Raw genomic sequence first — 26231 nt, 5'->3', positions numbered from 1 at the left:
CGTCGTAGAGGCGTGGCGTATGGCTCGCCGTTCATTGCTGTCTGTTGTGAATGCCTTTTGTGATTTAGCACCGTGGATACGTTTGTGAAAATACCGTTCTTGGCCAGTACCAAGGAAGAATCTCTCACCTTTCGCACGCAGGCGGTGTCGTTGTACGCGAAGGCGCGCTATCACTCGCTGTTTACCTATCACCCAGATGGGATTTGCGAGCTGGACCGTGATGGCCGCATCGTACACAGCAATTTGGCGGCATCCCGCATCACCGGGAAAGCGGCGGACGAGTTGGCGGGGATGGCGTATCGTCGGCTGCTGCATCCAGAGTCCTTCGCGGTTGCGCAAGCGGCCTTTGAAGCTACGCTAAACGGCGAGCATCAGTATTACCAAGCGCTTTGCGTGGGTTGCCAAGAGCCCGTGCAGCTCGACATTAGCCACGTTCCCATCATCGCGGACGACCAGTTGATAGGGGTGTACGCGATCTTTCGCGACATTACCCAGCGCAAAAAAGATGAGAGCGAGCTGCGCCTGCTCAAGCGTGGGATCGAGGCAAGCCCTAACGGGGTGGTGATGGCCGATGCGACGCAGCCGCACTTGCCGCTGGTGTACGTAAATAGCGCGTTTACCGAGATTACCGGCTATACCGCTGACGAGGCGCTGGGGCGCAATTGCCAGTTTTTACAAGGCGAGGATACCAATAGAGAGGCCATCGAGACGATGCGGCGCGGCATCGCGCAGCATCAGGACGTTCAGGTGCTGCTACGTAACTACCGCCGGGATGGCAGCCTGTTTTGGAACCAGCTATCGGTCAGCCCGGTGTTCGACGAGCACGGCCTGTGCACACACTTCATCGGTATCCAGCAAGACATTACCCAGCAGCGCGATCAAGAAGCGCGGCTGGCCTATCAAGCCTCCCACGACCCGTTGACCGGGCTGCCGAACCTTGGGGCGCTGCAGGCACGCTTGGAGAACGGTTTTCAGCAGTGCCTCCAGCAGGCGCAGTCGATGGCGGTCCTGCATCTCGACCTCGACGATTTCAAACCGGTGAACGATGCCTTAGGGCACGGGATGGGAGATCTGCTGCTGAAAACGGTCGCGCAGCGCTTGCTGGATACCGTGCCAGCCGGTGCCCACGTGGCCCGCTTGTCCAGCGATGAGTTCGTCGTGCTAGTGGCTCCTTTCCAAAACGAGCACGACGTCATTGCGCTCGCGGGGCGGCTATTGACCGTCATTGCGCAGCCTTTCACGCTCTATCAGCACTGCTTGCACATCAGCGCCAGTATCGGCATTGCGTCGAACAAAGGTAGCGTGACGAAACCCCACGACCTGTTGCACCACGCCAGCCTTGCCATGGAAGACGCCAAACGTCAGGGGCGCAATACCTGGCAGTGGTACTGCGGTGACTCTATCGACAATATCGCCGAGCACGTCATCATTCGCCGTGAGCTGCAGGAGGCGATACAACAGCAGCAGTTCGAAGCGTACTACCAGCCCATCGTCGATGCGAACAGCGGCTGTGTGCGCAGCGTAGAGACGTTGATTCGCTGGCACCATCCCACCAAGGGGCTAGTCTCGCCTGCGCTGTTCATGCCCATCGCCGAGCAAACCGGGCAGATCATCGCCATCGGCCGTTGGGTGTTGGAGCGTGCCTGTCACGATATTGCCCAGCTGAATGCCACGCGAGAAACGCCGCTGGCCGTGGCGGTGAATATCTCCCCCATGCAGTTTCGCCGCAGCGGCTTTATGGATGAGATCAAAGCCGCCCTGGCTAACAGCGGTCTGCCGCCCGCCTTGCTGGAGCTGGAAGTGACCGAGGGGACGCTGATGTCGAATACCGAACAGGCGGTGGCGCTGTTGAACGATGTCCGCGATTTGGGCATCAGCGTGGCGTTGGATGACTTTGGAACGGGCTTCTCCAGTTTGAGCTACCTGCGTGATTTGCCGATCAGCAAGGTCAAGCTCGACCGGCTGTTCGTCAGTGGGATTGCCCAAAATGCTAAGAATGCCGCGATCGTTCAGGGGGTGATCACCATGGCGCACCACTTGGAACTGGCCGTGGTCGCCGAAGGCATCGAAACCAAAGAGGAGCAGCGCGACCTTCAGCAGCGCCAGTGCAACTTGCTGCAAGGGTACTACTTCTCCAAGCCGGTGCCGTTTGATGTATTGACCCAGCTACCGCCGGTGCTCAACCCGCCCTCACAACCCTAACGATTGCGCCAGTGCGCTGCTAAATGATATCGGCAGCGCGATATGACCTCCTAATAACAGTAATGAGAGCCCGCGTTTGCGACAGGCTCCAAGACAGGAAATACGCCAGTGTCACTGCGCCGCTTAACTACTCGCTTGCTGTTGGCCGTGAGCGTTCCGCTTATTTTAGTAACGGCCATGCTGTTGCCCGTGCTCCATGTGCACATGGAGACACGTGTCGAGAGCCTTCATACCGAGGCGCGAGCCGTGTTGAAGGCAGGCCAGGAAGCGTTGACGCGCGACATCAATGAAAGTCTGAACTCCGTGCTGGCCATTGCGGAAATGCCCGCGCTGCGGCACTACCTTGCCACACACAATGCGCCGTCACTGCTCGAACCGGGCTATCCGCCAGGCGATCTGACCCAGCTCTCCCGTTTTCTGGATACCATCATCAGCCACCACCCGCGCTATACCAAACTGGTGCTGATCGACAATCAGGGCCATGAGGTGTTGCGCGCGCCACAGAGTGTGGCGCCTGGCGCCCATGTCAGCGGCCGCCGTCACCAGGAGATGGATTACTTTCAAGAAGCCAGCCAACTGCTGCCTAGAGATCTGTATCTCACCCCTCTCGGGCGAGACCTTCACTACGAACTGCTCGATGGCGAGATCATCCCCGTCGTGAACGTCTCGACCCCGGTGTTTGATGCGGCTGGGCGCCGTCAAGGAGTGGTTCTGCTCAGTCTCAACTGGCGGTATCTCACCAGCGGCCTGCAGCAGGCGATGCGGTTGGGGCACGAAGGTCATAGTCTGCTGGTGAATGCCCAGGGACAGTGGCTATTGAACAAAGCAGCACTGCCCCAAGGAACGGCCCACTTTGGCGAAACGCTGGCGACATTGGCGCCCGACTACTGGCAGGCGATGGCACAACGCAGCGAAGGGTTCGTCAATGCGGATCGACAACTGCTCTATTTTCAGACAGAAGATATTCGCACCCAGCGCTATCGTAGCTTGGCAGGCAATATCTATAGCGAGCATGCGTACTACCCCTGGAAACTGGGGGTGCTGCTGCCCACCCCCTCTTGGACGTCGCTGATCGACGAAGAGACGACCGTGCTGTGGTTCTTACTGTTGATCTACGCGGTGGCGGTGGCGTTTGGCATGCTGTGGGCCATCAGCAGCCAGCGGCAGCGAACGCTGCGCCGGGCGGCTCAGCGGCACGCCATTGAAGTGAGCGATTTGTACGAAAATGCCCCCTGCGGCTACCACTCGTTGGATGATGCTGGGCGCGTGGTCAAGATGAATCGCACCGAGCTGGCCTGGCTAGGTTACTCGGCCGATGAGGTTCTACAGCGCATGGCGTATCGTGAGCTCATCACACCCGAGACACGACCGGCATTCGATAAAGCGTTTCAAGACGTGCTGGAGCATCAGTCCGGTAGTGCAGAGTGCAGCCTGCTGACCCGCAGCGGTGAACAGCGCCATGTGATGATTCAAGCCTCTGCCTATCGTCGTGGTGGGCGGTTCGTGCACTCCCGGGCGACCGTGTTCGATCTGACCGAGCGTAAAAAGCTGGAAGAGAAGCTGCGCGAACAGGCCATGACCGACCCGCTCACCGGGGTGTTCAACCGTCGCTATCTTCAGGCCCAGGCAGCCATTGAGATCGCCCGTTCGCGTCGCCAGGACTATGCCATTGCGCTAGTGACGATTGATCTCGACCATTTCAAGCACATCAACGATGAGTACGGGCACGATGCCGGTGACGACGTACTGCAGGCGTTTACCCGCATCGTTTCCCGGTTACTGCGTCAAGAGGATCTGCTGTGCCGCGTGGGGGGCGAGGAGTTTGCCATCTTGCTGCCCACGACGCCGCTCTCTCAGGCCGTACAGGTGGCGGAACGTATTCGGCACACCGTGCAAACCACGCCCTTCTCCGTGCATGAAGGAGCGCTCGAGCGAACGCTATGGCTCACCGCCTCGCTAGGAGTAACGTCGGTATCGGTCGAGGAAACCTCGCTCAAAGCCGCGCTAAAGCGTGCCGATGTGGGGCTTTACCGAGCCAAAGAGTCGGGGCGCAACCGGGTCGAGGTCAACGATGACTGAGCGCGAGCGTTGAAAGTAGGCTGGCGTGCGAATAGTTCCCTGATGAAATAAAGCCTACACCGTCTTATGTTCCACTAAACTGCTCTTAACTTAAGTCTAAATCTCGGCGTGTCTTCGCTCATGCTTTAAACTATAAGCGTATTTAAGGGCTGATCAGTCAGCCGTGTTTTTAACGTCGACTCAGGGTTTTTATGTAGAGAATAACCTGACCCAATGTCGATAACGGTTAACCCAGCCAACTTACGCTCATGAACAATAAAAGCGGGCCAAGATATTTACTTTAGCAAGTACAGGGAGCGTTCTAACCGGCAGGGCGCGCCGCAAGATAGTCAGGTTTTGGGAGAAGTGCGCAATGAGTTCGCACAGCAGTGCTGGGGCAACGATTAGGGTCGTCGTCGTCAATGAAAGCGGCTTTATACGAGAAGGGCTGTGCCGTGTCCTCGAGCGTTTCCCACAGGTCGATGTCGTGGCCAGCGTGCCTTGCCCGCATCTGTTGGATGCCATTACGGCGGCGTTACCGGTCGATGTGGCCCTGATCGATGCCCAGTTTCCCAGTCAAACCAGCGTCGAGGTCATCAAGCGGCTGCGTAACGTTGGTTTGGATACGCGGGTGGTGATCATTTCCGTTAACCCAAGCGTTGACGAGGTCAAGCGTGTCTTTCAGTCAGGGGCTCACGGTTTTTTGCTGCGGGAGGCGGGTGTTGACGAGCTGGAAGTCGCCCTTCACGCTGCGGCTAAGGGGGAGATGTTTTTGTGTCCTACCATTTTGAAGCGGCTGTTTGGTCGCCCAGATGTCGGTACGCTGTCGCATAGAACCAGCGCATCGGCAAACGCTCCACAAACCCTTGATGCACTCCACGACATGCTTGAAAAAGCGCTGCGCCTGGGCATCCTGGAATCGGAACGATAATCAGGGTTTTTGCTTATACTGCTTTGCAGGTCAGTGAGTTAACGTGCGGGTCAAATAAGCTTAGTTAGTTGCTTGTGGCGGGTTTTCCTTACGTTTGTGTGACGAGGTGTGCCGACGTTCGACCGGTACCAAGATAACAATGGACCCGTGCTTGCGAGGGGGTTCTACAGCAGGTTTTTACCTTGTCAAGGTTTTGGCATATTCCATGAAACGTTCAGATAATACGACTCGGATATTACTGGCCGATGAGCATCGGCTTGTGCGTTCCGCGATCAGTTCCTTGATTGAAACCTTCGACAAGATGACCGTGGTGGCAGAGGTCGGGTCTGAGCAACAATTGATAAGCGAAGTCGCCAACCAAGACATGGACGTGGCGCTCATCGACGCAGCCGTTGTGTCCTTGAAAGGGGTTGAACTGCTGGCACAGCTCACATCGCTGTGTCCCACGCTGCGCATCGTCATTCTCTCCAGCTACTCCAGCGATAGCTACATACACCGTCTTTTCGAAGCGGGTATATGCGGCCTCCTGCATAAGAACGCCGACGTGGCGGCGTTAGAGGCCGCCATTCAAAAGGCTGCCCGGGGCGAGCAGTTCATGCTGACGGCCATGGAGCCTGAGCATTTCGTTAGTGTGGCGTCATGGCTGGGCGTGAAGGCGCCCCATGACAACCCGCTTACCGCGCGCCAGTGTGAGGTGCTGCAGCTGGTGGCCCAAGGGTTTCGCAGCAAAGCGATTGCCGATCAGCTCAATGTCAGCATTAAAACCATCGAAACACATCGTGCCGACATCATGCGTCGCCTGGGCGTCCGTCACACGGCGGGCCTAGTGCACGAAGCCATTCGTTTGGGATTACTGGCGTCTCCTCACGATACCGGTGAGTCCGTCTAGGCGCGGGCAGTCACGTTTTCATGTAGGCCCTGCAGAAACGCCTGATGCCTGCTATGGTCAACGGCTGTTCCCTGCTGCCGAGTCCTCCCCATGAGTCACTCTTCTCGTCCGCGTGTTCTTCTTCGGCTGCTGCATTTTCTTCGCCCCTATCGCCTGCGCGTAGCGCTGGCGGGGGGCGCGCTATTGGTCGCGTCTGGCAGCGTGCTGTTGCTGGGCCATGGCCTGAGACGCGTCATTGATCAAGGCTTTCTCGCGGCCGATGCCCATGCGCTTGCCACGACGTTGGGGGTCCTGCTTGGCATCGTGGCGCTATTGGCGGCCGCCTCGGCGCTGCGTTACTACCAAGTCACTTGGATTGGGGAGCGATTAGCGGCGGATCTACGCCAGCGGGTGTTCGAGCATCTGCTCTCCTTGGAGCCCAGCTTTTTTGAAAGCGCGAGCGACGGACGCGCCGCCGGAGAGATCGCCTCGCGCCTGACGGCGGATACCAGTGTGCTGCAGAGCCTGTTTGGTTCGTCGATCTCCTTGGCGTTGCGCAATGGCGTCATGCTGGTTGGCGCCGTGGTACTCATGTTGCTGAACCAGCCCTGGCTCTCTACGCTGGTGCTGGTGGGCATTCCCGCGACGCTGCTGCCCATCGTGTGGTATGGGCGGCGGGTGCGACGGCTCTCGCGCACCAGCCAGAACCACGTGGCGGAAGTAGGCCGCTACGCCGAAGAGGCGCTCAGCGGCTTGCCGACCGTGCAAGCGTTCACTCAGGAAGCCGGTGAGCGCCACCGCTACGGCCAGCGGGTCGAACAGGCGTTTGGCAGCGCCGTGGCGCGTACCCGCCAGCGGGCATGGCTGACCGGTGTGGCCATGCTGGTGGTATTCAGTGCCGTGGGGGTGATGCTGTGGCAGGGCGGTCTTGCGGTGCTGGAAGGCAGTATGAGCCCCGGTGAACTCTCCGCGTTCATCTTCTACGCCGTGCTAGCCGCTGGCGCGGTTGCGACGCTGGCCGAAGTGGCGGGCGATGTGCAGCGCGCCGCTGGCGCTGCCGAGCGTCTGCTGGAGCTGCTCGAGACGCCCCCTACCATTCAGTCACCGGCGCAGCCGGTCACGCTGGCTCAGCCACTTCGAGGAGCGCTGACGCTTGCGCAGGTGCGCTTCACGTATCCTGGACGCTCTACGCCCGCGCTGGACGCGATCAATCTTCATATTCGACCTGGTGAGCGGGTCGCGGTGGTGGGCCCCTCCGGTGCGGGTAAAAGCACGTTGCTGGCACTGCTACTGCGTTTTTACGATCCTGATCAGGGGCACGTCATGCTGGATGACGTGGATATTCGCACCTTGGCGCTGTCCGAGCTACGCGGTGCGCTGGGCTTGGTCGCTCAGTCGCCGGTACTGTTCAGTGGCACCGTGGCGGAGAACCTGCGCTACGGCTGCCCAGAAGCCACTGAAGCGCAGCTTCGCCTGGCCGCCCAAGACGCCAACGCGCTCGCGTTCATTGAGGCGCTGCCGCAAGGGTTCGATACGCCGCTGGGGCCGGGCGGGGTGCAGCTCTCGGGCGGTCAGCGTCAGCGGTTGGCCATTGCCCGTGCGCTGCTGAAAAACCCAGCGGTGCTGCTGTTGGATGAAGCCACCAGCGCGCTGGATGCAGAGAGCGAGCGATTGGTGCAGCGCGCGTTAGACCGGCTGATGCAGGGGCGAACCAGCATCGTGATTGCGCACCGTTTGGCAACGGTGGTGCATGCAGACCGTTTACTAGTCATTCAAGAGGGGCGGCTGGTGGCGTCCGGCACGCACGCCTCGCTCATGGAGCGCAGTGATCTCTATCGTCACCTCGCGGCGCTGCAGTTCGGACAACACGCATGAGCGACACGCGACTGGCCACCATGACAGGCCAGCGGCCACGCACGGTACCTGATAGGGCAGGGGGATAGGGTAAGGAGAGGCGAGAAAATGCCATCAAGATATCGTCAACGAGGTGTTTGGCTGGGGCTGTGCTTAGGCCTACTGGGGTTGCTCGTCATTGGCAGTATGTGGACAAGCGGCGCGGCGGCGCTGCCGCATGTGCTGGCAGCGCTGACCGTTTTGATTCCGCTCACCCTGTTTGGCGTCGTGCTGAAAAGTCCTTGGCCGGCCGTCGGGGCACTGGCGCTGCTACTGGTCATTGACCTGACCCTACGCTGAGCGCTTCCGCAAGGTGAGCGGCGAAACGCCTACGCCTTTTTGGAGGCCGCGAGCGTGTAAAGAAACTCCAATCCCAGCGTGGCTGCCGCCAGCGAAGTAATATCGCCGTGGTCGTAGGCCGGATTCACCTCCACCAAGTCCATGCCGACCAGCTCCATACCGACCATGCCGCGCATCACTTTCAGCATCAGGTCGGTGGACATGCCGCCGCATACCGGCGTGCCGGTGCCCGGTGCGAAGGCGGGGTCCAGGCCATCAATATCCAGCGTGACATACGCGGGGTGGTGACCCACTCGCGCACGAATCCGCTCCAGCACCGCCGCCGGGCCGTGGTCGTTCACCCAATCGGCATCCAGTACTTCGTAAGGATGGTTGCTCCGGTCATAGCTAGTGCGAATACCGATTTGCAGCGAGTGCTCCGGCACGACCAAGCCTTCCTGTAAGGCATGGTGGAAAATGGTGCCGTGGTCAAAGCGCGTGCCTTGCTCATAGGTATCGGTATGGGCATCGAAATGAATCAGTGCCAGCGGGCCGTGCTCACGGGCGTGAGCGCGCAGCAGCGGCAGGCTGATGTAGTGGTCACCACCCAGCGTCAGCATCTTCTTACCCGCTTTCAGCCAGCGCATGGCGTGGGTTTCCAGGTTATCCACCAGGCTTTCAGGCTCGCCATAGGCGTAATCCAGGTTGCCGGCATCACACACCCGTAGGCGATCTTCCAGAGCAAAATCCCACGGCCAGCGCTTGCCTTCCCAAATCAGGTTGGCGGTGCTTTGGCGAATGGCGTTCGGCCCCATCCGCGTGCCAGAACGGCCAGAGCACGCCAAGTCGAACGGCACGCCGCTGACCACGACGTCGGCATCGGTGGCGTTGGGATCGGTGGCTTTGGGCACGCCCATAAACGTGGAGATAACGTCACCAAACAGGCTGGGCATGATCTGTGATGGGGTCACCTAGCGTGTGCTCCTATGGTTGACCGGCAAACGGGCGTTGAGTGGAAAGCGAGCGGATGGCTCGACGCAGCGCGACGATAAGGAATTTTTCGCGATGAATGAAATGAATGTTTAGAATGAAATCATTCATTGTATGAATAGTGAGGCGCTATGCGGTCGCTCCGCCACTTTGATCTGAATTTGCTGCTGGTCTTCGAGATGCTCATGCGTGAGCGACACGTCACTCGCGCTGCCGAAAAGCTTCACTTGAGCCAGCCAGCGCTCAGTCATTCGCTCAAACGCCTGCGTGACGCGCTAGACGACCCGCTATTGGTACGCACCGAGCAGGGCCTGCAGCCCACGCCCCGCGCCATGGCGCTGCTCCCCGTAGTGCAACAGGCATTGACGTCGTTACAGGCGGGGTTGGCACCGCCAGCCACCTTTGCCCCCGCGACCAGCACTCGGCACTTTACCCTGGCGACCACCGACTACTTCGAAGAGGTCATGTACCCGGCGTTTCTGAGCCAACTGTTGAGCTATGCCCCCGGGATTAGTTTTTCCATCGAGCTGATTACTCCCGACGTCCTGAGCGACGCGTTAGAGCAGCGCCAAGTAGACATGGTGGTAGGGCTGGATCGCCAGTCATCGCTCCCTAGCGGCGTGGTGCAAACGCCCTGGATGCACGAAGAGCTGGTGTGTCTGGCGGCCCAGCACAATCCGCACGTGGGGGAAGCGCTGGAACTCGAGGCATTTGCCCGCCAGCTCCACGTAGAACTCGCCGATATCAGCGGTCTGCTGCCCAGCCGTATCGAGAGCTGTCTCGCCCAGCACGGATTGAGCCGCCGGGTGATCTCGAAAAACCTCAACTACATCGCCGCCGCACGGGTCGTGGCGCTGACCGACGCGATCATTACCTTGCCTCGCCAAATGGCCGAGCGCTTCGTTGCCATGCTGCCCGTACGCATGGTGGCCCCACCGGACGAACTTCCCGAATTGACCATGACGCTGATCCAGCACAGCCTCTACGCCAATGCGCCTGCCAACGTATGGCTGTACGAAGAACTCACCGCCTTTGCCAACACCGTGCGCCGTTAAAGCACTCCCTTTTCCAGATCAACGTGTTGTAGATAAACAACGCAGTTGAAGCAAAGGTTGAATGGTCACTGGCAGGCTCGGCGTTAGATCCTAAACTGCTAGCTGGCGCGTTGTTTGGCGCCGCAGTGAATGAACAGCGCTCAACGACGCTAGCGATGACACGCTGGCGGTGAGGGGGCGGCGCTGTTGGCGGGACAACCAAGGGAGAAAGCGTGTGAAAATAGGCGCACCAAAAGAGAGTGCCCGGGGAGAAGCGCGGGTCGCGCTGACCCCCGAGAGCGCAAAGCATCTTCAAAAGCTGGGCCATGAGTGCCTCATCGAAACGGGGGCGGGCTTGGCCGCCGGGTTCAATGACGACACCTATCGCGATGCTGGCGTCACCGTGATCGAGAGCGCCGATGCGCTGTGGCGCGATGCAGAGGTGGTGATTAAAGTTCGCGAGCCCTCTGATGAAGAGGCCAAGCGGCTACGCAAAGGCCAAACGCTGATCGCCTTCTTCTGGCCAGCCCAAAACGAAGCGTTGCTGGAAACCTGCAAAGCCCAGGGTGCCACCGTCATCGCGATGGACATGGTGCCGCGTATTTCTCGGGCGCAGAAGATGGATGCGCTTTCCTCCATGGCCAACATCGCGGGTTACCGGGCCGTAATCGAGGCGGGCAATAACTTTGGCCGCTTCTTCACCGGTCAGGTGACGGCGGCGGGCAAGGTGCCGCCTGCGAAAGTACTGGTGATCGGTGCTGGGGTGGCGGGCTTGGCGGCGATTGGCACGGCGACGAGCCTAGGCGCCGTAGTGCGCGCTTTTGACGTGCGCCCTGAGGTTTCCGAGCAGATCGAATCCATGGGCGCCGAGTTCCTGTTCCTCGATTTCGAGGATAGCCAGGACGGCTCCGAGAGCGGTGGCTACGCGGCCCCTTCGAGCCCTGAGTTCCGCGAAAAGCAGCTCGCGTGCTTCCGCGAACAGGCTCCAGACGTGGATATCGTGATTACCACGGCACTGATTCCCGGCAAGCCCGCGCCCAAGCTCTGGCTGGAAGATATGGTCGCCGCCATGAAACCCGGTTCGGTGATCGTGGATTTGGCCGCCGAGAAGGGCGGTAATTGCGACCTGACGCAGCCCGACGAGCGCGTGGTGAGCGATAACGGCGTGGTGGTGATTGGCTACACCGACTTCCCCTCGCGCATGGCGACGCAAGCGTCACTGCTTTACGCCACCAATATTCGCCACATGCTCACCGATCTCACCCCGGAGAAAGACGGCGTGATCCATCACAACATGGATGACGACGTGATTCGTGGGGCCACGGTGACGCACCAAGGGGAAGTCACCTTCCCACCGCCGCCGCCGAAGGTGAAAGCCATTGGCGCGGCCAAGCCGAAGAAAAAAGAGAAAGAGCCCACGCCCGAAGAGAAGAAAGCCGCCGAACTGGCCACCTTCAAGGCGCAAACCAAGCGCCAGGTCACCATGCTGGCCGTAGGGGGCGCGCTCATGCTGTTGTTGGGACTTGTGGCGCCTGCTTCGTTCATGCAGCACTTTATCGTCTTCGTATTGGCCTGCTTCATTGGCTTCCAGGTGATTTGGAAAGTGAGCCATTCACTGCACACCCCGCTGATGGCGGTGACCAACGCCATTTCCGGCATCATTGTTCTGGGGGCGATCCTGCAGATTGGCTCGGGCAGTGCGGTGGTGAGCGTGCTGGCGGGTATTTCCGTACTGATCGCGTCTATCAATATCGTGGGTGGCTTCCTGGTGACACGCCGGATGCTGGCCATGTTCCAAAAATCCTAAGCGGCGGAGAGACGATATGTTAGAGCAAGGATTCGTATCTGCCGCGGCGATTGCGGCAAGCGTGCTGTTTATTCTGTCGCTGGGCGGGCTGAGTAATCAGGAAAAGGCCAAGCGAGCCGTGTGGTACGGCATCGTCGGGATGGCGTTGGCGGTGTTTTTCACCTCCTTCGGCCCCGGTATTGGCGCCTACTGGTGGCTGATTCCCATGATGCTGATTGGCGCAGGCATCGGGGCCTACGTGGCGGGCAAGGTCGAAATGACCGAAATGCCTCAGCTCGTGGCCGCGCTGCACAGCTTCGTGGGCTTGGCAGCGGTCTTCGTTGCCTGGAGCGCAGACCTGGAACGCCGCCGGGTGATGGCAGCTCGTGCCGCTGAGGCATCGCTGGACCAGTTCTCCGCCTTTGCGGCGCTGGTGGCGACCAAAGCGCCCGATGAGCTAACGTTCCTACAAATCGAGGTGGTGCTGGGCATCTTTATCGGCGCGGTGACATTCACCGGCTCGGTAATTGCCTTCGGCAAGCTCGCTGGCAAAGTGGATGGCAAGCCAAAGCAGTTGCCCGGCGGCCACATGCTGAATGCCGGTGCGGCGGTGCTTTCGCTGCTGCTGGCGATTATGTACCTCAACGGCGCAGGCTTTTGGACGCTGCTGGTGATTGCGGCGCTGGCGTTCTTTATCGGTTACCACCTGATCATGGGCATCGGCGGGGCGGACATGCCGGTGGTGGTCTCGATGCTGAACAGCTACTCCGGCTGGGCGGCGGCGGCGATTGGTTTCACGCTCTCCAACGACCTGCTGATCGTAACCGGGGCGCTGGTGGGTTCCTCCGGGGCGATTCTCTCTTACATCATGTGTAAGGCGATGAACCGCAACTTCGTCAGCGTGATTTTGGGAGGCTTTGGAGGCTCCCAAGGGCCTGCTGCCGAGATCGAAGGCGAGCAGGTGTCCATCGATGCCAACGGCGTTGCCACGGCACTCAACGATGCCGACAGCATCATCATCGTGCCGGGTTACGGCATGGCGGTGGCGCAGGCGCAAACGGCGGTCAGCGATCTCGTGCGTAAGCTGCGCGCGGCTGGCAAAACCGTTCGCTTTGGGATCCACCCCGTGGCCGGACGCTTGCCAGGGCATATGAACGTACTGCTGGCGGAAGCCAAGGTGCCCTACGATATCGTGCTGGAGATGGATGAGATCAACGACGACTTCGCTACGACCGACGTGGTCATCGTCATCGGCTCCAACGACATCGTGAACCCTGCCGCCGAAGAGGACCCCAACAGCCCCATTGCGGGGATGCCGGTGCTCAAAGTGTGGGAAGCGAAGCAGGTGTTCGTCAGCAAGCGTGGTCAGGGTACCGGGTATTCGGGTATTGAGAACCCGCTGTTCTTTAAAGAGAACACGCGAATGTTCTACGGCGATGCCCGCGATAGCTTGAATGCGCTGCTACCGCTGGTGGATTAAGCCAGCAGGTTGTTTAGGAATAGGTAATGATTCGCAACGTGTGACGAAAAGGGGAGCCCATGGCTCCCCTGTTTTTTACCTGCTTAAGTGTCGTTCAGGTGTCGTTCTCTTCCCCAGTTAACTGCCGCCAGGAGCGCCGCCCCAGATGGTCGTCGCTAAAACCAATCGTGATGGAGCCATCGCCATTCGGTGAGGCGTTTGGGTCATCCGGGTTGCCGACGAAGAGGCGCTCGATGTTGCCATCGTTCACGCCCACCAAACGCTCGCCGGTGCCTGCCTGAAGGCCGGTAATGGCATTGCCGTTGATCGTAGCGTCGCTATCGGGCGTACCGTCTCCATTGAAGTCGAACGTGGTCGAGCCGCCGCTGCCGCCGGTGTCGGCCAGTAGCGACATAAAGAACCCGCTACGCCCACCGCCGCAGGGGTCGGATTCGTCAGGAAGCAGCGTCGAGAAGCGCACCCGCCGCGGGAGGCTACTGGAGATCGACGGGGCGGCAATGACGCGCTCTCCGGCAGGCAGCTCCAAGCGCCAGCCCACGTCGTTACTGTCAGGGGCGAAGTTGGTACTGGCGCGGCGGTTAAAGCCACTCTGTGAGTTTTCACCCGTAATGCGTTGGAGCAGTAGATCGCTTTGAGTAATGGTCGAGCTGCGATTCACTTGGTCACGCAGGCCGATGAGCTGCTGCGTCGAACGATCGCCAATATCGCCGTTGCGGAAATAGCTGCCGGTGCCGAAACTGATCAGTAGCGTATCCGGCGAGCCGCTGCTGAGGGTTACGGCGGGGGCTGACGTGATGGGCTGGCTATCGTTGCCTTGATATAGCTGGTTAACGTCGCCATTGCCGGTTAATGAGAAGCGCCACATATTGCCCGCCAAGTCGCCTGCGTAGGCAAAGCGCGCGCCATTATAGCTCGGCCAAGCGGTGACGGTTGGCGTTGCCAGCCCGTTGGGTGCCTCCGCACTGCCGACGTCTGTCTGGATCTGCTTGATCAACTCCCCCGTAGCGAGATCCACCACGAACAAAGATGCTTGATAACCTGTGCTGTTATAGCCATTGCCAAAAATAGCGGCCCATGTGCCATCAGTTAGCTGCGTGATCGTGGGTTGAGTGACCCCCGTGCCCAGCTCGGGATGGCGAAATTCCCAAAGCACGTCGGCCGCCCTCATATCGGTTGGGTCGCTCACATCGAGTGCAAACACCGTCCGTCCACCAGCGCCCATAGTGCCGACGGCCACGGCAGAAGGGCCACCGGAGATGTTCACTTCACGAACCGCCGGGGTGCCATCCATAAAGTAGCGGTGGTTGTAGTCGGGTTGCATCAGTGAGCGAATGGCGGGCGCATCGCCTTGGGTCAGTTCAGCCGGTAAAAAACCAAACAGTTCTCGGCCGGTCTTCGCATCGAAGCCGTGCAGCATACCGTCGTTGGCCGCCGCCAGCAGAAGCGCTGCACGGTTGTCGGTGCCCTGCAGGTACACAGGGTTGGCATTGATGATATCGCCCAGCAGCGATTGGCGTTGCCGTAACTCGGGGACGGTTTGTCCTTGTAGCCAGCGCACTTCGGCACTGCTTAAACCGCTGTTATCAGCGCTGAGCAAAACGCCGCTTTCAGTGCCGTTGTCCAGTCGCCGGTAAGTCAATAGCCGTCGATTGCCCGCTTGCTCGGCCAGTTCGGCTTCGGCATTCCAGCGCTGGCTGCGCGTGCCATCAGATGCGATCTCCGATGCTGCTAAACGCCCTGACCAGTCCTCACTTCGAAAGCCTGCGGTATAGAGTAGGTTGCCATCTTCAAGACCAAATTCGTCGCTATTCACCGCCGCGGAGGTATTGGACTGAGACGCGGCGATAATATTGCCCAGCACTTGCTGCATTACTTGATTAAGCGATGCCTCATCATTGGCAAAGTAGGCGCGCTCGGTGCCGCCTGCTCGGGCGAGATCCCCAAGCGGATCATCGGAAACGTTCGGTAAGTTGGCGATGTCGGGGGGAAGATTGAAGCCCACTACATAGGTTCTCACCGGGTTAGGTAGCCTTGCGTTGGTGTCGTCGTAGAGCCGCTTAATGGCCGCCTCGGCGCTGGCCAAAGCGCCGCTAACGTCGTTGCCTAGCGAGTTTCCCGAGCTGTCTACCGAGGGTAAACCGTCGGTCAGCCAAATATTGGCATTTACTAAACACTGTTGGGCATCTGGGTTATTGATGTTGGGAATAGAAATGTCTGCACGACGCCCCTGGTAGGGGCCAAACGAGCTGCCTCTCTCTGTATTGTTTAAAAAGTAATCTCGTGCGGTGTACATTGTGCCTTCGATAGGGGTGAGTCCTGCGGCAATAAGCGGCCAGTTTGAGTCGGTCATGGGATTGCCCCTTCCATCCCAATTATGGCGTTGGGTTCCCAGTTTGGTCTTGATTGCCTCCCAATGGTTACTGTTAACCGTTCCGTCGTCGTTAAATCCACCAATCGGCACGTGCAGATAGCCTAGACCAGGTGACGAAGTAGTCCGCCATTCCCATTGATTGAGCTGTATGGAGGCCGTATGTAGCCCCCAGTTGGGTATGCCTCGTTGGCGAAGGCTATCGACCAAAGGAAGTGTATACGTACCTACGATAGGAGTTGGGTTCCACCAGAAACCAGAGTAACCGGCGATGACAGGGCTGTTATACCAAACTCTATTGGGCTCAATCTCGGGCCAGCCCAGGTTTTGAACCGCTATTCCTTGATAGCGCTCGACTAATTGGTCACGTGTGGCTGTTGGGTTACGAATATTACGCCAATACTCGGTTACATCGTTACTCGGTAGGCCGGTCGAGAAACGCTCCTCAAACATGTAGCCTGGTACGCCCACGTTAAAAAAGGCATAGAGACTGGTACCAGGCAGTCTTGCACGATAGCGCTTGGTTGCAGCGTCCCATTCCCCATCAAAATTCGGGTCGTACCAGCTTGGGTTGGCTCTAGTAGAGTAACGTGCTGACAAGGCGCGCTCTGTCAGCCGCCATACCACAGTCCCGCCATTAAAGGCATCGTCGCGTGTGCGTGACGCTGGATTTTGTTGATAAGCCATCAGGCCTAAATTCAAATCGCCCTGATAGTCGTCGACCAGGGCGCGGCCGACACGCTTCATGATACTGGATTTGCTCAGTGGGGAACGTGCGCCTGCAGGGCATCGCTCAGCGTCAAAGGTCACACCTGGTCGGCAGGCCAGCAAATTCTCGCGATCTCCTTGTTCCACTCCAATGGCCACGCGGCCATCCAGTCCTTCCTGACCACTTTCCGAGTTGTCGAGTATTAGTAGTACATTGGGGGGAACGCTACTAACCACGTTGAGAGGTGCATTGGAAATATTTGTCAGGTCGTCAGGCAGTGGCGCTGCTTCCTGGGCGCAGGCCGCTATGCTGGACCAATATATGACCATTGCTGATGCTGCCACGATGACAAAGCGAATCTCTCTCATGGTGCCACTACCTCCACCTGCTGCTGACGAACGTAGAGGGCTTCGAGCGTGACACTGGTATCTTCACCACGGCCAAACCCTTCGGCATCAATACGATAAAGCATCTCGACCACCTCGGTGCCGTCATTGATGGTGCGCGACCCCAGCGGTGCTAGCGTCTGGATGCGATAGCGCGGGTTGCGTGTGAGTTCTTCCATATCCATGTCATGGTTGCTCCAGCCATTGCCGGGGGTAGCGCCGTTTTGTAACTGGGCCTCGGCTTCGCTCAGTGCGGCCTCTGCTGCCTGAAAGGCAACACCGTAATCACGCTGGCTAGAGGCCATACGGTCTTGGGTAATCGCCCCTTGCATGGAAGAGAGGCTCAAAATGGTGACAATGGCGAGGAAGATCAGGCTCAACACGAGCGCCATTCCTCGCTGATGCCTCAATGCGTGGCTCTGCATGCTAGCGATTCCTCAAAGAGACGGTCGTCGTGAAGGCTTGATAAATTCGCCCGTTGCCGCCGGTAAATGCGTTGTCCCCTCGAAAATTGCCGATCGCCAGTGTGGTGTTGGCGTTACGCAGGTTGGGACGGTCGCTTTGTACGATGAGCGTAACGCGCGCCGCCCTCACGTTGGGCCAATCCGCAATGTCGATCCCTTCGGGCGATACATAGGCGTCGTCGATCAAAAACGTCGTGCGCATGGCCACCACATGGCTGGCTACCACCTCGTTACGGGGCGTCGTTGGGCTCAGGTCCAAGCGCATCAACGAGGGTACGTTATCGTTGTTGATATCTTGCCCAACGTAGTAGATCGCAGTGCTCAAGGCGCTCAGCGATACGTTTTGGCCCGCACTGTAAGTGAGTCCGCTCGCATTACCCCAGTGGCTCAGATTGGGGGCGAGGTTGCTTTGCCAACCGGCCGATGCCGTTTTCTGCAGCGTTCGCGCATCGTTAGACGTGTTATAAAAAATATCGCAATTCTGCAGCCCCTGCAGGAGCACCAATCGACGGTTAAAAGCGGCTCCTATCTCTCGGCTCAGCGTGATTTGCTGGTTGTCATCGACGCGCTCGACAGCCAGGGAGTCGCTGGTAAATCCTGTGCGAGCGACCAAGCCGCCACGAAACGCCAGCACATCCTGACCATCGACGGGCCTCGTGAGGCTTGCCGTAAAATCATGGTTGCTGGGCGTGTTCCATGCTTGAAGGGGCAAGGCGTCCGCATTGCTATCCGCCCAGTGACGTAGATGGACGCTCGTCTGGGGCAGCGCACAGCCGCCACTATAGTCGGCTTGGCGAAGCTCACGGGCCATCGTATCCAGTGCAAACCGACCGGTATCCTGCATATCGGCCAGCGCGGTTTGAAAACGGTAGCTCTGCTGGGAGGAGATGAATAGCTGGGTCGCACCTGCCATGACCAATAAGCCAATGACCATGGCCACTAACAGCTCCACGAGCGTAAAGCCTGCCTGTGTTGTTTGAGGTTCGCCTCTGCCCACGCTATAGCTCCGAAACCAGTTGTATTTGCCGGATGTCGTTGGGAGACGAGGTGTCGTCCCAGCGAACGGTGACACGAATGCGTCGATTGTCGACCTCGATACCTCCAGCGCCGCCTGGCAGCATGGTGATGATATCTGCGATCCACTCGGTTTGATCCGTGGCAGGCAGGTCGTCGCCGTCGACCTCCTCGCCGAGCGTAAGTGCATAGTCCGCCGCTTGCTCTCGGTTGGCGCGAATGCGATCCAGCATGTCCTGGGCCATATTGGTGGCCTGGGTTTCAAAATAGGCAGCGCGGTTATGTACCAGCGACTGGGTTTGCAAGCCGAGCACCCCAAGCAAGCCAATCGACAACACGAGCAGTGCGATCAGTGACTCCAGCAGTGAGATACCTCGTTGTGGTGTTGGCATGGCGTTGCTCGCTAATGAATTAGTCGCATGCTTGACGGGTAGTGAGTACACGGGAAATGCCGCTCGGTTCGATACGTACGCAGCGGCCTATCTCATTCAGCGTGACGGAGACGCTTTGTGAGGCAAACGCTGCCGTCACTAAGCGCCCCTGGCTATTGAACGTAAAGCGCTCAGGCGCATTCACTATGGCAATGTCGTCTACTTCCTGGGACCAGCGACGTAGTACCACCTCATCGGCCTGCACTTCCCAGCCATCACTCCAGCCTTCGGCCACGGGAAGGAGGTTGACGGACTGGTTGCGCCGCACCGCTTCGCTGCGGGCAAAGCTCAGCGCGATTTTATAGTCGTTGGTGGTCGTGACGACGCGGTTTTCCTGGATGATGCGTGAAAAGTTCGGGATCGCAATGGTGGCTAGCGTGGCGAAGAGCGCCAGGGCCACCAAAAGCTCTAGCAGGGTAAAGCCAGGTGCGGGACGTCTAGCCGTCAGCATGAGGAATTACTCTGAGAGGTCGAATCGAAAGCAGCGCTATGGCTGCGGCTGCCGCTATCCGCGGTAATGCCGAGGTCGGCTGAAAACATTATATCGATATTTAATTTTATGGTAGGAAAGTATAGCGTTTATACCATACGGCGATGGTGCAACAAGGCAAGAAGCCGCGCGGATATTCGTCATACACTGTCATAAAAGTCGCGCTATGCTCCAAAGGCACGGACTCATAGATACCTATCGACGAGGGAGGCGATATTTTCAATAGCTGCGAGCTATTACATTGGTCGTAAAATGCAAATTGTGACTATTGCGAAGGTGCTTTAAAACTGTGACACGTGAATAACGCATTCCTGCGCTAGCGACGGTGGGCGTCAGTACCTCATCTAGCGTGAAGATGCACAGCATTTGTTCCCTTGGTATCACCAAGGCTAAGAGCAATAAGGGAGAGAGCTATGAGCGGTAAATGTCCTGTCATGCATGGTGGTAACACCTCGACCGGTACGTCCAATAAGGATTGGTGGCCGGAAGGGTTGAACCTGGATATTTTGCATCAGCAAGATCGCAAATCAGACCCGATGGACCCGGATTTCAACTACCGTGATGAAGTCCGTAAGCTCGATTTCGACGCGCTGAAAAAAGACGTTCACGCGCTGATGACCGATAGCCAAGAGTGGTGGCCCGCTGACTGGGGGCACTATGGCGGTTTGATGATCCGTATGGCTTGGCACTCCGCAGGCACCTACCGTATTGCTGACGGCCGTGGGGGCGGTGGTACCGGTGCGCAGCGCTTTGCACCGCTCAACTCCTGGCCGGACAACGTCAGCCTGGATAAAGCACGTCGCTTGTTGTGGCCGATCAAGAAGAAGTACGGCAACAAAATCAGCTGGGCTGATCTGATGATTTTGGCCGGTACCGTGGCGTATGAGTCCATGGGCCTGCCCTCTTACGGCTTCTCCTTCGGTCGCGCCGATATTTGGGAGCCCGAGAAAGACATTTACTGGGGCAACGAAAAAGAGTGGCTCGCGCCCTCTGACGAGCGCTACGACGACGTCAACAAACCCGAAACCATGGAAAACCCGCTAGCCGCCGTTCAGATGGGGCTCATCTATGTAAACCCGGAAGGCGTCAACGGTCAGCCGGACCCGCTGAAAACCGCCCAGCAGGTGCGTGAAACCTTCGCCCGTATGGCGATGAACGACGAAGAGACGGCGGCTCTGACCGCTGGTGGTCACACCGTCGGTAAGTGTCACGGTAACGGTGATGCCTCTGCGTTGGCCGCTGAGCCAGAAGCCTCTGACGTTGAAAACCAGGGCTTTGGCTGGGGCAACCCCAACATGCAGGGCAAGGCGAGTAACGCCGTGACCTCGGGCATCGAAGGGGCGTGGACCACCAACCCTACGAAGTTCGACATGGGCTACTTCGATCTGCTGTTCGGCTACGAGTGGGAACTGAGAAAGAGCCCCGCCGGTGCCCACCAGTGGGAACCGATTGACATCAAAGAGGAAGACAAGCCGGTCGACGCCAGCGACCCCTCGATTCGCCACAACCCGATCATGACTGATGCGGATATGGCGATGAAGATGGATCCGACCTATCGCGCCATCTGCGAAAAATTCATGGCCGATCCGGAGTACTTCAAGAAAACTTTCGCGAAGGCGTGGTTCAAGCTGACGCACCGTGACCTGGGCCCGAAATCACGTTACATCGGCCCTGAAGTACCGGCAGAAGACCTGATTTGGCAAGACCCGATTCCGGCAGGTAACACCGACTACTGCGAAGAAGTGGTCAAACAGAAAATCGCGGAAAGCGGTCTGAGCATCAGCGACATGGTCGCCACCGCTTGGGACAGCGCCCGTACCTATCGTGGCTCCGACATGCGCGGTGGTGCCAACGGTGCCCGGATCCGTCTGGCTCCGCAGAATACATGGCAGGGCAACGAGCCGGAGCGTTTGGCGAAAGTGCTGAGCGTCTACGAGCAGATCTCGGCAGACACCGGCGCTAGCGTGGCTGACGTGATCGTACTGGCCGGTAGCGTCGGTATCGAGAAAGCCGCGAAAGCAGCAGGTTACGAAGTACGCGTGCCCTTCCTGAAAGGCCGTGGCGATGCGACCGCCGAGATGACCGACGCGGACTCCTTCGCACCGCTGGAGCCGCTGGCCGATGGCTTCCGTAACTGGCAGAAGAAAGAGTACGTGGTGAAGCCGGAAGAGATGCTGCTGGATCGTGCGCAGCTGATGGGCTTAACCGGCCCGGAAATGACCGTGCTGCTGGGCGGTATGCGCGTATTGGGCACCAACTACGGTGGCACCAAACACGGCGTTTTCACCGACCGCGAAGGCCATTTGACCAACGATTTCTTCGTGAATCTGACCGATATGGGGAACAGTTGGAAGCCAGTGGGTAGCAACGCCTACGAGATCCGTGATCGCAAGACCGGTGCCGTGAAGTGGACCGCCTCGCGGGTGGATCTGGTGTTTGGTTCCAACTCGCTGCTGCGCTCTTACGCAGAAGTGTACGCCCAGGACGATAACGGTGAGAAGTTCGTTAAAGACTTCGTCGCCGCCTGGACCAAAGTGATGAACGCCGACCGTTTCGACGTCGCGTCGTAAGCCAACAACGGTTCTTCGTACTATCCAAGGCACCCCTAGCGGGTGCCTTTTTTTGTATGCGTGACTGTGCACCGCTGGTTCGTCAGCTTTGCTACAGTAGCGTGTGCTTTCCCTCCCATGTAACAACACGAGATCGACGATGACACGCAGTAAATGGATATGGCTCGTATGGGCCGTTGTCTTGTTGAGCTATTTAGTGCCTTACACGCTGTTGAGCGACGTGTCGCGGTGGTACGGCAGCTTTTTGTTCTGGACCGTGGCCGGACTGGTCATCATTGCGCTGAACGTGTTCATCACCTCAGATTTTAAGGAACATGGCGATGACTGAGTCGCTCATTGGGTGGTCTATCGCTATCTATGTGGTCGTCGCGATTGGCATCGCTATGTTGTCGCGCCAACGCTCGGCGAAAGGCGGCTCAGACAGCATGTCGGGGTACTTTTTGGGTAACCGCCAAATGAACGGCTTGGTCTCGGCGCTGAGCTACAGTGCCACGACGTATAGCGCCTTTATGATGGTGGGCTTGGCAGGCCTGACCTATGCGGGCGGCGTGGGCGCCTTCGGTTTTGAAATCATCTATTTTGCCGGTGTCTCGCTGGTGGCGGTTTTCGGCCCTAAATTCTGGGCAGTTGGCAAAAAGTTTGGCTACGTGACGCCCAGCGAGATGCTGGGCCACCGCTACCATAGCAAGCCGGTGGCCATGGCCGTGTCGATAGCGAGCTGTATCTTCCTGATTCCTTATTCTGCCGTCCAGCTCGCCGGGGTGGGTTATCTGCTTCAGGGGATGACGGATGGCACCATCACGTTTACCACTGGGGTCGTGCTGGCTACGGTGATCGCCATTTTCTTCTCCTATATCGCGGGGATTCGTTCGGTCATGTGGACCGACTCGCTCCAGGCCATCATGATGATCGTGGCGTCCACGTTGGTCGCGCTCTTGGTGATCCAACACCTGGGCGGTTTTAGCGTACTCTTCGATACGTTGGCAACGGAGCACCCTCAGTCCCTGACGGTACCCGGCCCAGGGCTATTCAGCTTAGTGACCTTCCTAGGGCTCACCATTCCCTGGTTCTTCTTTAGCCTGTCGAATCCGCAGGTCAGTCAGCGTCTTTTCATGCCCTCGTCGCTGCGCTCGATGCGCCACATGCTGATTGGCTTTTTGGTGTTCGGGTTTATTTACACTCTGGTCTCCGTGCTGTGGGGTTTCTCGGCGTTGGCTGCTTTCCCTAGCCTAGAGCGCGCCGATTTAGCCACGCCCACGCTACTGGCCTCAGAGTTCGTGCCGCCCGTATTAGGTGTAATAGTGATGATCGGCATCATGGCGGCGGCCGTTTCCACCATCGACTCGATCATGCTGACCCTGGCGTCCATGGTCTCCCGCGACGTCTATGCCAACCTCAAACCCAGCGTTAGTGAAAAGCGACAACTGCTGGTGGGTAAGTTTGTGGTGCCGGTGATTGCACTGATGGCGCTGGCTTTCGCCGAGCTGCAGCTTGACCTGATTGCAGTGCTGTCGGTGGCCGCCTCGTCGGGCTTGGTGGCTATGGTGCCTGCGCTGATCGGTGCTTTCTATTGGAAGCGCGGCACGGCTGCCGGTGCACTGACCAGCGTGGTGGGTACCAGCGCCTTTGTACTGCTGATGTATGCCACCGGCAATTCACTACTGGGTCTGCCTGCCGGTGTATGGGGCATTGTGGTCGCGAGTGTGCTGTTTGTTGGCGTTAGTCTTGTGACCAAGCCTCATCAAGCCTCTACCGATGCTTTCTTTGCCGCCATCGCGGAAGAGTTGGGTACACAGCGTCGCACTGCCAATGACCCGGCGAAGAAGCAAGCGGCTCATTAGGCACTCCTAGCGATAAAAGCCCCTGATGAGGGGCTTTTTAGCCTTACTGCCACTTCAATAACTGCGCTCTGTAGGCCGCCTGCGCCTGCGTCGCACTGATGGGCTGCAAACGCACCTTGGTGCCCGGCAAGCACTGGGCGAGGCGGGCGCAGGCCATGGGCGTCAAAGCACCCAGGCGCGGGTAGCCACCGATGGTTTGGCGATCGTTCATCAGAATGATCGGCTGGCCATCGGGAGGAATCTGCACGGCCCCTAACGGAATCCCCTCAGAGACGATGCCGCCCAGGCGGCTGTTCAGCGCTTTGCCGGTCAGTCGAATGCCCATGCGGTCAGCGCGTTGGTCCACGGTCCAGGGCTGGTTGAAGGCATCGAACAGGCTGCGCCCGGCAAAGTGCGCGGCTTGGGAGCCCAGCACCATGTCCAGCACGGTTTCTTCTGAGTCGGGCAGGGGAAGCAGGGTGCCTTGGGGTAACTGTCGCGGCGTGGCGCTGCTGCCTTTCCAGGTGAGCTGATCGCCGGTTTTAAGCGGTTTGCCATCTTCGTGCAGGCCGCCGATGTGCTCTCTTGCCGTGCAGGCTTGGCTGCCCAGCACTGTTGGCGCATCAAGCCCGCCAGGAAAGGCAAGGTACGCGCGCAGGCCTTTTCGCGGCTGACGAAAGACCAGCGTTTGGCCCGCTTGCATCATAAAGCTGTCGTTGGGCGTCAGCGGCTGGCCATCCAGCGTGGCGGCAAGGTCGGCTCCGGTGAGGGCAAGGCGCACGTCGCTATTGGCCACCAGCGTCAGGTTGCCGCCCATGACGATTTCCAGCGCGGCGCTCTCCAGCGGGTTGCCCAGCAGCCAGTTGGCCCAGCGGAAGGCGATCCAGTCGGCGGCACCGCCCTGAGTCACGCCTAAGTGGCCGACGCCGAAGCGGCCCGCATCTTGAATCAGCGCCAGCGGTCCGGCTTGCTTGACGGTCAACATGGGTTGGCTCATGACCGCTCCTCCAGCGGGGTCGTATCGCCCCCAGCCGCTTCAAATTCTGATTGGGATATCGCCTTAAAGCGCACTTTATCGCCCGGTCGCAGCAGCGGCTCGCCACGTTTGGCGTGCTCGAAAAGCGGCACGGCTGTTCTGCCAAGAATGTTCCAGCCGCCGGGGGAAAGTAGCGGATAAATGGCGGTTTGCCGGTCGGCAATGCCCACGCTTCCGGCCGCGACGCGCTGGCGGGGCGTTTTCAAACGCGGCGTGGCAATGGCTTCATCCACCAGGCCCATAAAGCCGTAGCCAGGGGCAAAGCCCAGTGCAAACACGCAGTAGTCGTGGCTGCAGTGGCGCTCAATCAGCGCCTCGACGCTGAGCCCAGCGCGCTGGGCAACGGTGGGCAGCTCCGGGCCAACGCGCTCGTCGTACCATACGGGGATTTCGTGGAGCTGGCCCTGTTGGGCATCGGCGGGCGTTAAATTGCGCAGCGCACTGCGCGCGAGCGTCGAGGCCTGGGCAAAGGTGAGCTTTTGGCAGTCGTAGTGCACCAGCAGGGTGGTGTACGACGGAATGAGATCAATCAGCGCGTGATCGAAGGCGCGCCGTAGCGCCTCGTCGGCGGCCATGATCCACGCCATATTGCTTTCATCAATGGCATCGAACAGACGCACCGTCAGGGCGTCCATCGCTGCCGTTTCTAAGCGCAGTTTCACGCGGACTCCAGCGCCGTAAAGGCCTCACGAATGGCGCGCACGGCGGCCACGGATTCGGGGTTATCGCCATGCACGCAGAGCGTGTCGCAGGGCAACTGCAAGGCGCTGCCATCCCGGGCGGTGAGGGGTTCCCCTTTCGCAAGCGTGACGGCTTGGGCGACGATGGTGGCTTGGTCGTGGTGCACGGCCCCCGGCAGGCGGCGAGAGGCTAAGTGCCCAGTGGCCTCATAAGCACGGTCCGCGAAGGTTTCAAACCATAGCGTTACGCCCATCTTTTCCGCTAATTGACGATGCGGCTCTGGGTTGGCGGTGGCCATCACCATGAGCGGCAAGCGGGCATCGAACGCCTTGACGGCGCGCATGGCACCTTCCAGCAATGCCAGATTGGCGGCCATGTCGTTGTACATCGCCCCGTGGGGTTTGACGTAGCTCAGCGCGGTGCCTTCCGCTTGGCAAATGCCCGCTAGTGCGCCGATTTGGTAGAGCATCATGTCTTCCACTTCGGCAGGCGAGCAGGCCATGGAGCGGCGGCCAAAGCCCATTAAATCCGGGTAGCCAGGGTGCGCACCGATTTTTACGCCGTGCTGAACGGCAAGCTTTACTGTCTTGCGCATCACGTGGGGGTCGGATGCGTGGTAACCGCAGGCAATGTTGGCACAGTCAACGTAGGGCATGACATCGGCGTCCAAACCAATCGACCAGTTGCCGAAACTTTCGCCCATATCGCAGTTAAGCAGGGGGAGCATTGTGCTCATGGTGA

The 26231-nt window shown here is 59.0% G+C and carries 21 protein-coding genes; 12 read left to right on the top strand and 9 right to left on the bottom strand.

Features of this window, described 5'->3' with window-relative positions; all coding sequences use genetic code 11:
• Positions 1–84 precede the first annotated feature (84 nt).
• From CTT34_RS16560 to CTT34_RS16535, 6 genes are all read left to right on the top strand, one after another.
• Positions 85–2202, top strand: coding sequence for a putative bifunctional diguanylate cyclase/phosphodiesterase (locus tag CTT34_RS16560; RefSeq protein WP_254436412.1), 2118 nt, complete (start codon positions 85–87; stop codon positions 2200–2202).
• Between the two features lie 108 nt (positions 2203–2310).
• A complete protein-coding gene (locus tag CTT34_RS16555; protein ID WP_159343398.1) occupies positions 2311–4281 on the top strand; it encodes a diguanylate cyclase in 1971 nt (656 codons plus the stop codon).
• 352 nt (positions 4282–4633) lie between these two features.
• A complete protein-coding gene (locus tag CTT34_RS16550; RefSeq protein WP_159343397.1) occupies positions 4634–5191 on the top strand; it encodes a response regulator in 558 nt (185 codons plus the stop codon).
• Between the two features lie 205 nt (positions 5192–5396).
• Positions 5397–6080: a LuxR C-terminal-related transcriptional regulator gene (locus CTT34_RS16545; RefSeq protein ID WP_159343396.1), complete on the top strand. Its 684-nt coding sequence runs from the start codon at positions 5397–5399 to the stop codon at positions 6078–6080.
• A 90-nt stretch (positions 6081–6170) separates the two neighbouring features.
• Positions 6171–7934, top strand: a complete 1764-nt coding sequence (locus CTT34_RS16540) for an ABC transporter transmembrane domain-containing protein (RefSeq protein WP_159343395.1) — start codon at positions 6171–6173, stop codon at positions 7932–7934.
• Positions 7935–8021: 87 nt separating this feature from the next.
• The gene (locus CTT34_RS16535; protein ID WP_159343394.1) at positions 8022–8252 is read left to right on the top strand and encodes a hypothetical protein; all 231 of its coding nucleotides are present in this window, start codon (positions 8022–8024) and stop codon (positions 8250–8252) included.
• A 29-nt stretch (positions 8253–8281) separates the two neighbouring features.
• On the opposite strand, the gene speB is transcribed toward CTT34_RS16535, so the two are convergent.
• Positions 8282–9184 carry an agmatinase gene (gene speB, locus CTT34_RS16530; RefSeq protein WP_159343847.1) on the bottom strand — a complete coding sequence of 301 codons (903 nt, stop codon included), beginning with the start codon at positions 9182–9184 and terminating at the stop codon, positions 8282–8284.
• Between the two features lie 168 nt (positions 9185–9352).
• On the opposite strand from speB, the gene CTT34_RS16525 reads away from it, so the two are divergent.
• The 3 genes from CTT34_RS16525 (at position 9353) to CTT34_RS16515 (ending at position 13521) form a co-directional block, all read left to right on the top strand.
• On the top strand, positions 9353–10276 hold the full coding sequence (locus tag CTT34_RS16525) for a LysR family transcriptional regulator (protein ID WP_159343393.1): 924 nt from the start codon (positions 9353–9355) through the stop codon (positions 10274–10276).
• Positions 10277–10490: 214 nt separating this feature from the next.
• Positions 10491–12062, top strand: coding sequence for a Re/Si-specific NAD(P)(+) transhydrogenase subunit alpha (locus CTT34_RS16520; RefSeq protein WP_159343392.1), 1572 nt, complete (start codon positions 10491–10493; stop codon positions 12060–12062).
• A gap of 16 nt (positions 12063–12078) precedes the next feature.
• A complete protein-coding gene (locus CTT34_RS16515) occupies positions 12079–13521 on the top strand; it encodes an NAD(P)(+) transhydrogenase (Re/Si-specific) subunit beta (protein WP_159343391.1) in 1443 nt (480 codons plus the stop codon).
• Between the two features lie 94 nt (positions 13522–13615).
• Here the strand turns inward: CTT34_RS16515 and CTT34_RS16510 are convergent, their stop codons facing one another.
• From CTT34_RS16510 to CTT34_RS16490, 5 genes are all read right to left on the bottom strand, one after another.
• Positions 13616–15871 (bottom strand): pilus assembly protein, encoded by a 2256-nt coding sequence (locus CTT34_RS16510; RefSeq protein ID WP_254436411.1) that lies wholly within the window; start codon positions 15869–15871, stop codon positions 13616–13618.
• Positions 15872–16962: 1091 nt separating this feature from the next.
• A complete protein-coding gene (locus CTT34_RS16505; RefSeq protein ID WP_159343390.1) occupies positions 16963–17409 on the bottom strand; it encodes a pilus assembly PilX family protein in 447 nt (148 codons plus the stop codon).
• A 1-nt stretch (position 17410) separates the two neighbouring features.
• The gene (locus tag CTT34_RS16500) at positions 17411–18445 is read right to left on the bottom strand and encodes a PilW family protein (protein ID WP_254436410.1); all 1035 of its coding nucleotides are present in this window, start codon (positions 18443–18445) and stop codon (positions 17411–17413) included.
• 1 nt (position 18446) lies between these two features.
• Entirely contained in the window at positions 18447–18854 is a 408-nt protein-coding gene (gene pilV, locus CTT34_RS16495) for a type IV pilus modification protein PilV (RefSeq protein WP_159343389.1), read from the bottom strand.
• Between the two features lie 19 nt (positions 18855–18873).
• The gene (locus CTT34_RS16490; RefSeq protein WP_159343388.1) at positions 18874–19344 is read right to left on the bottom strand and encodes a GspH/FimT family pseudopilin; all 471 of its coding nucleotides are present in this window, start codon (positions 19342–19344) and stop codon (positions 18874–18876) included.
• Between the two features lie 452 nt (positions 19345–19796).
• Between CTT34_RS16490 and katG the strand changes: the two genes are divergently transcribed.
• From katG to CTT34_RS16475, 3 genes are all read left to right on the top strand, one after another.
• A complete protein-coding gene (gene katG / locus CTT34_RS16485) occupies positions 19797–21953 on the top strand; it encodes a catalase/peroxidase HPI (protein ID WP_159343387.1) in 2157 nt (718 codons plus the stop codon).
• Positions 21954–22092: 139 nt separating this feature from the next.
• Positions 22093–22281 carry a hypothetical protein gene (locus tag CTT34_RS16480; protein WP_159343386.1) on the top strand — a complete coding sequence of 63 codons (189 nt, stop codon included), beginning with the start codon at positions 22093–22095 and terminating at the stop codon, positions 22279–22281.
• Complete coding sequence (locus CTT34_RS16475) at positions 22274–23794, top strand: sodium:solute symporter family protein (protein WP_159343385.1); 1521 nt, start codon at positions 22274–22276, stop codon at positions 23792–23794. Before CTT34_RS16480 ends, CTT34_RS16475 begins: the two co-directional genes overlap by 8 nt.
• A 43-nt stretch (positions 23795–23837) precedes the next feature.
• Here CTT34_RS16475 and CTT34_RS16470 read toward each other — a convergent pair whose 3' ends face one another.
• Genes CTT34_RS16470 through CTT34_RS16460 form a run of 3 tightly spaced genes read right to left on the bottom strand, consistent with a single transcriptional unit; the run spans position 23838 to position 26226 of the window.
• Positions 23838–24770 (bottom strand): 5-oxoprolinase subunit C family protein, encoded by a 933-nt coding sequence (locus CTT34_RS16470; protein ID WP_159343384.1) that lies wholly within the window; start codon positions 24768–24770, stop codon positions 23838–23840.
• Positions 24767–25471, bottom strand: a complete 705-nt coding sequence (gene pxpB / locus CTT34_RS16465) for a 5-oxoprolinase subunit PxpB (protein WP_159343383.1) — start codon at positions 25469–25471, stop codon at positions 24767–24769. The genes CTT34_RS16470 and pxpB overlap by 4 nt, the downstream gene beginning before the upstream one ends.
• Complete coding sequence (locus CTT34_RS16460; protein ID WP_159343382.1) at positions 25468–26226, bottom strand: 5-oxoprolinase subunit PxpA; 759 nt, start codon at positions 26224–26226, stop codon at positions 25468–25470. The genes pxpB and CTT34_RS16460 overlap by 4 nt, the downstream gene beginning before the upstream one ends.
• Positions 26227–26231: the final 5 nt, after the last annotated feature.

It is taken from the genome of Halomonas meridiana, from assembly GCF_009846525.1.
Classification (GTDB): domain Bacteria; phylum Pseudomonadota; class Gammaproteobacteria; order Pseudomonadales; family Halomonadaceae; genus Vreelandella.
The sequence above is the reverse complement of the archived record's forward strand: the minus strand, read 5'-3'. Positions and strand labels throughout refer to the sequence as shown.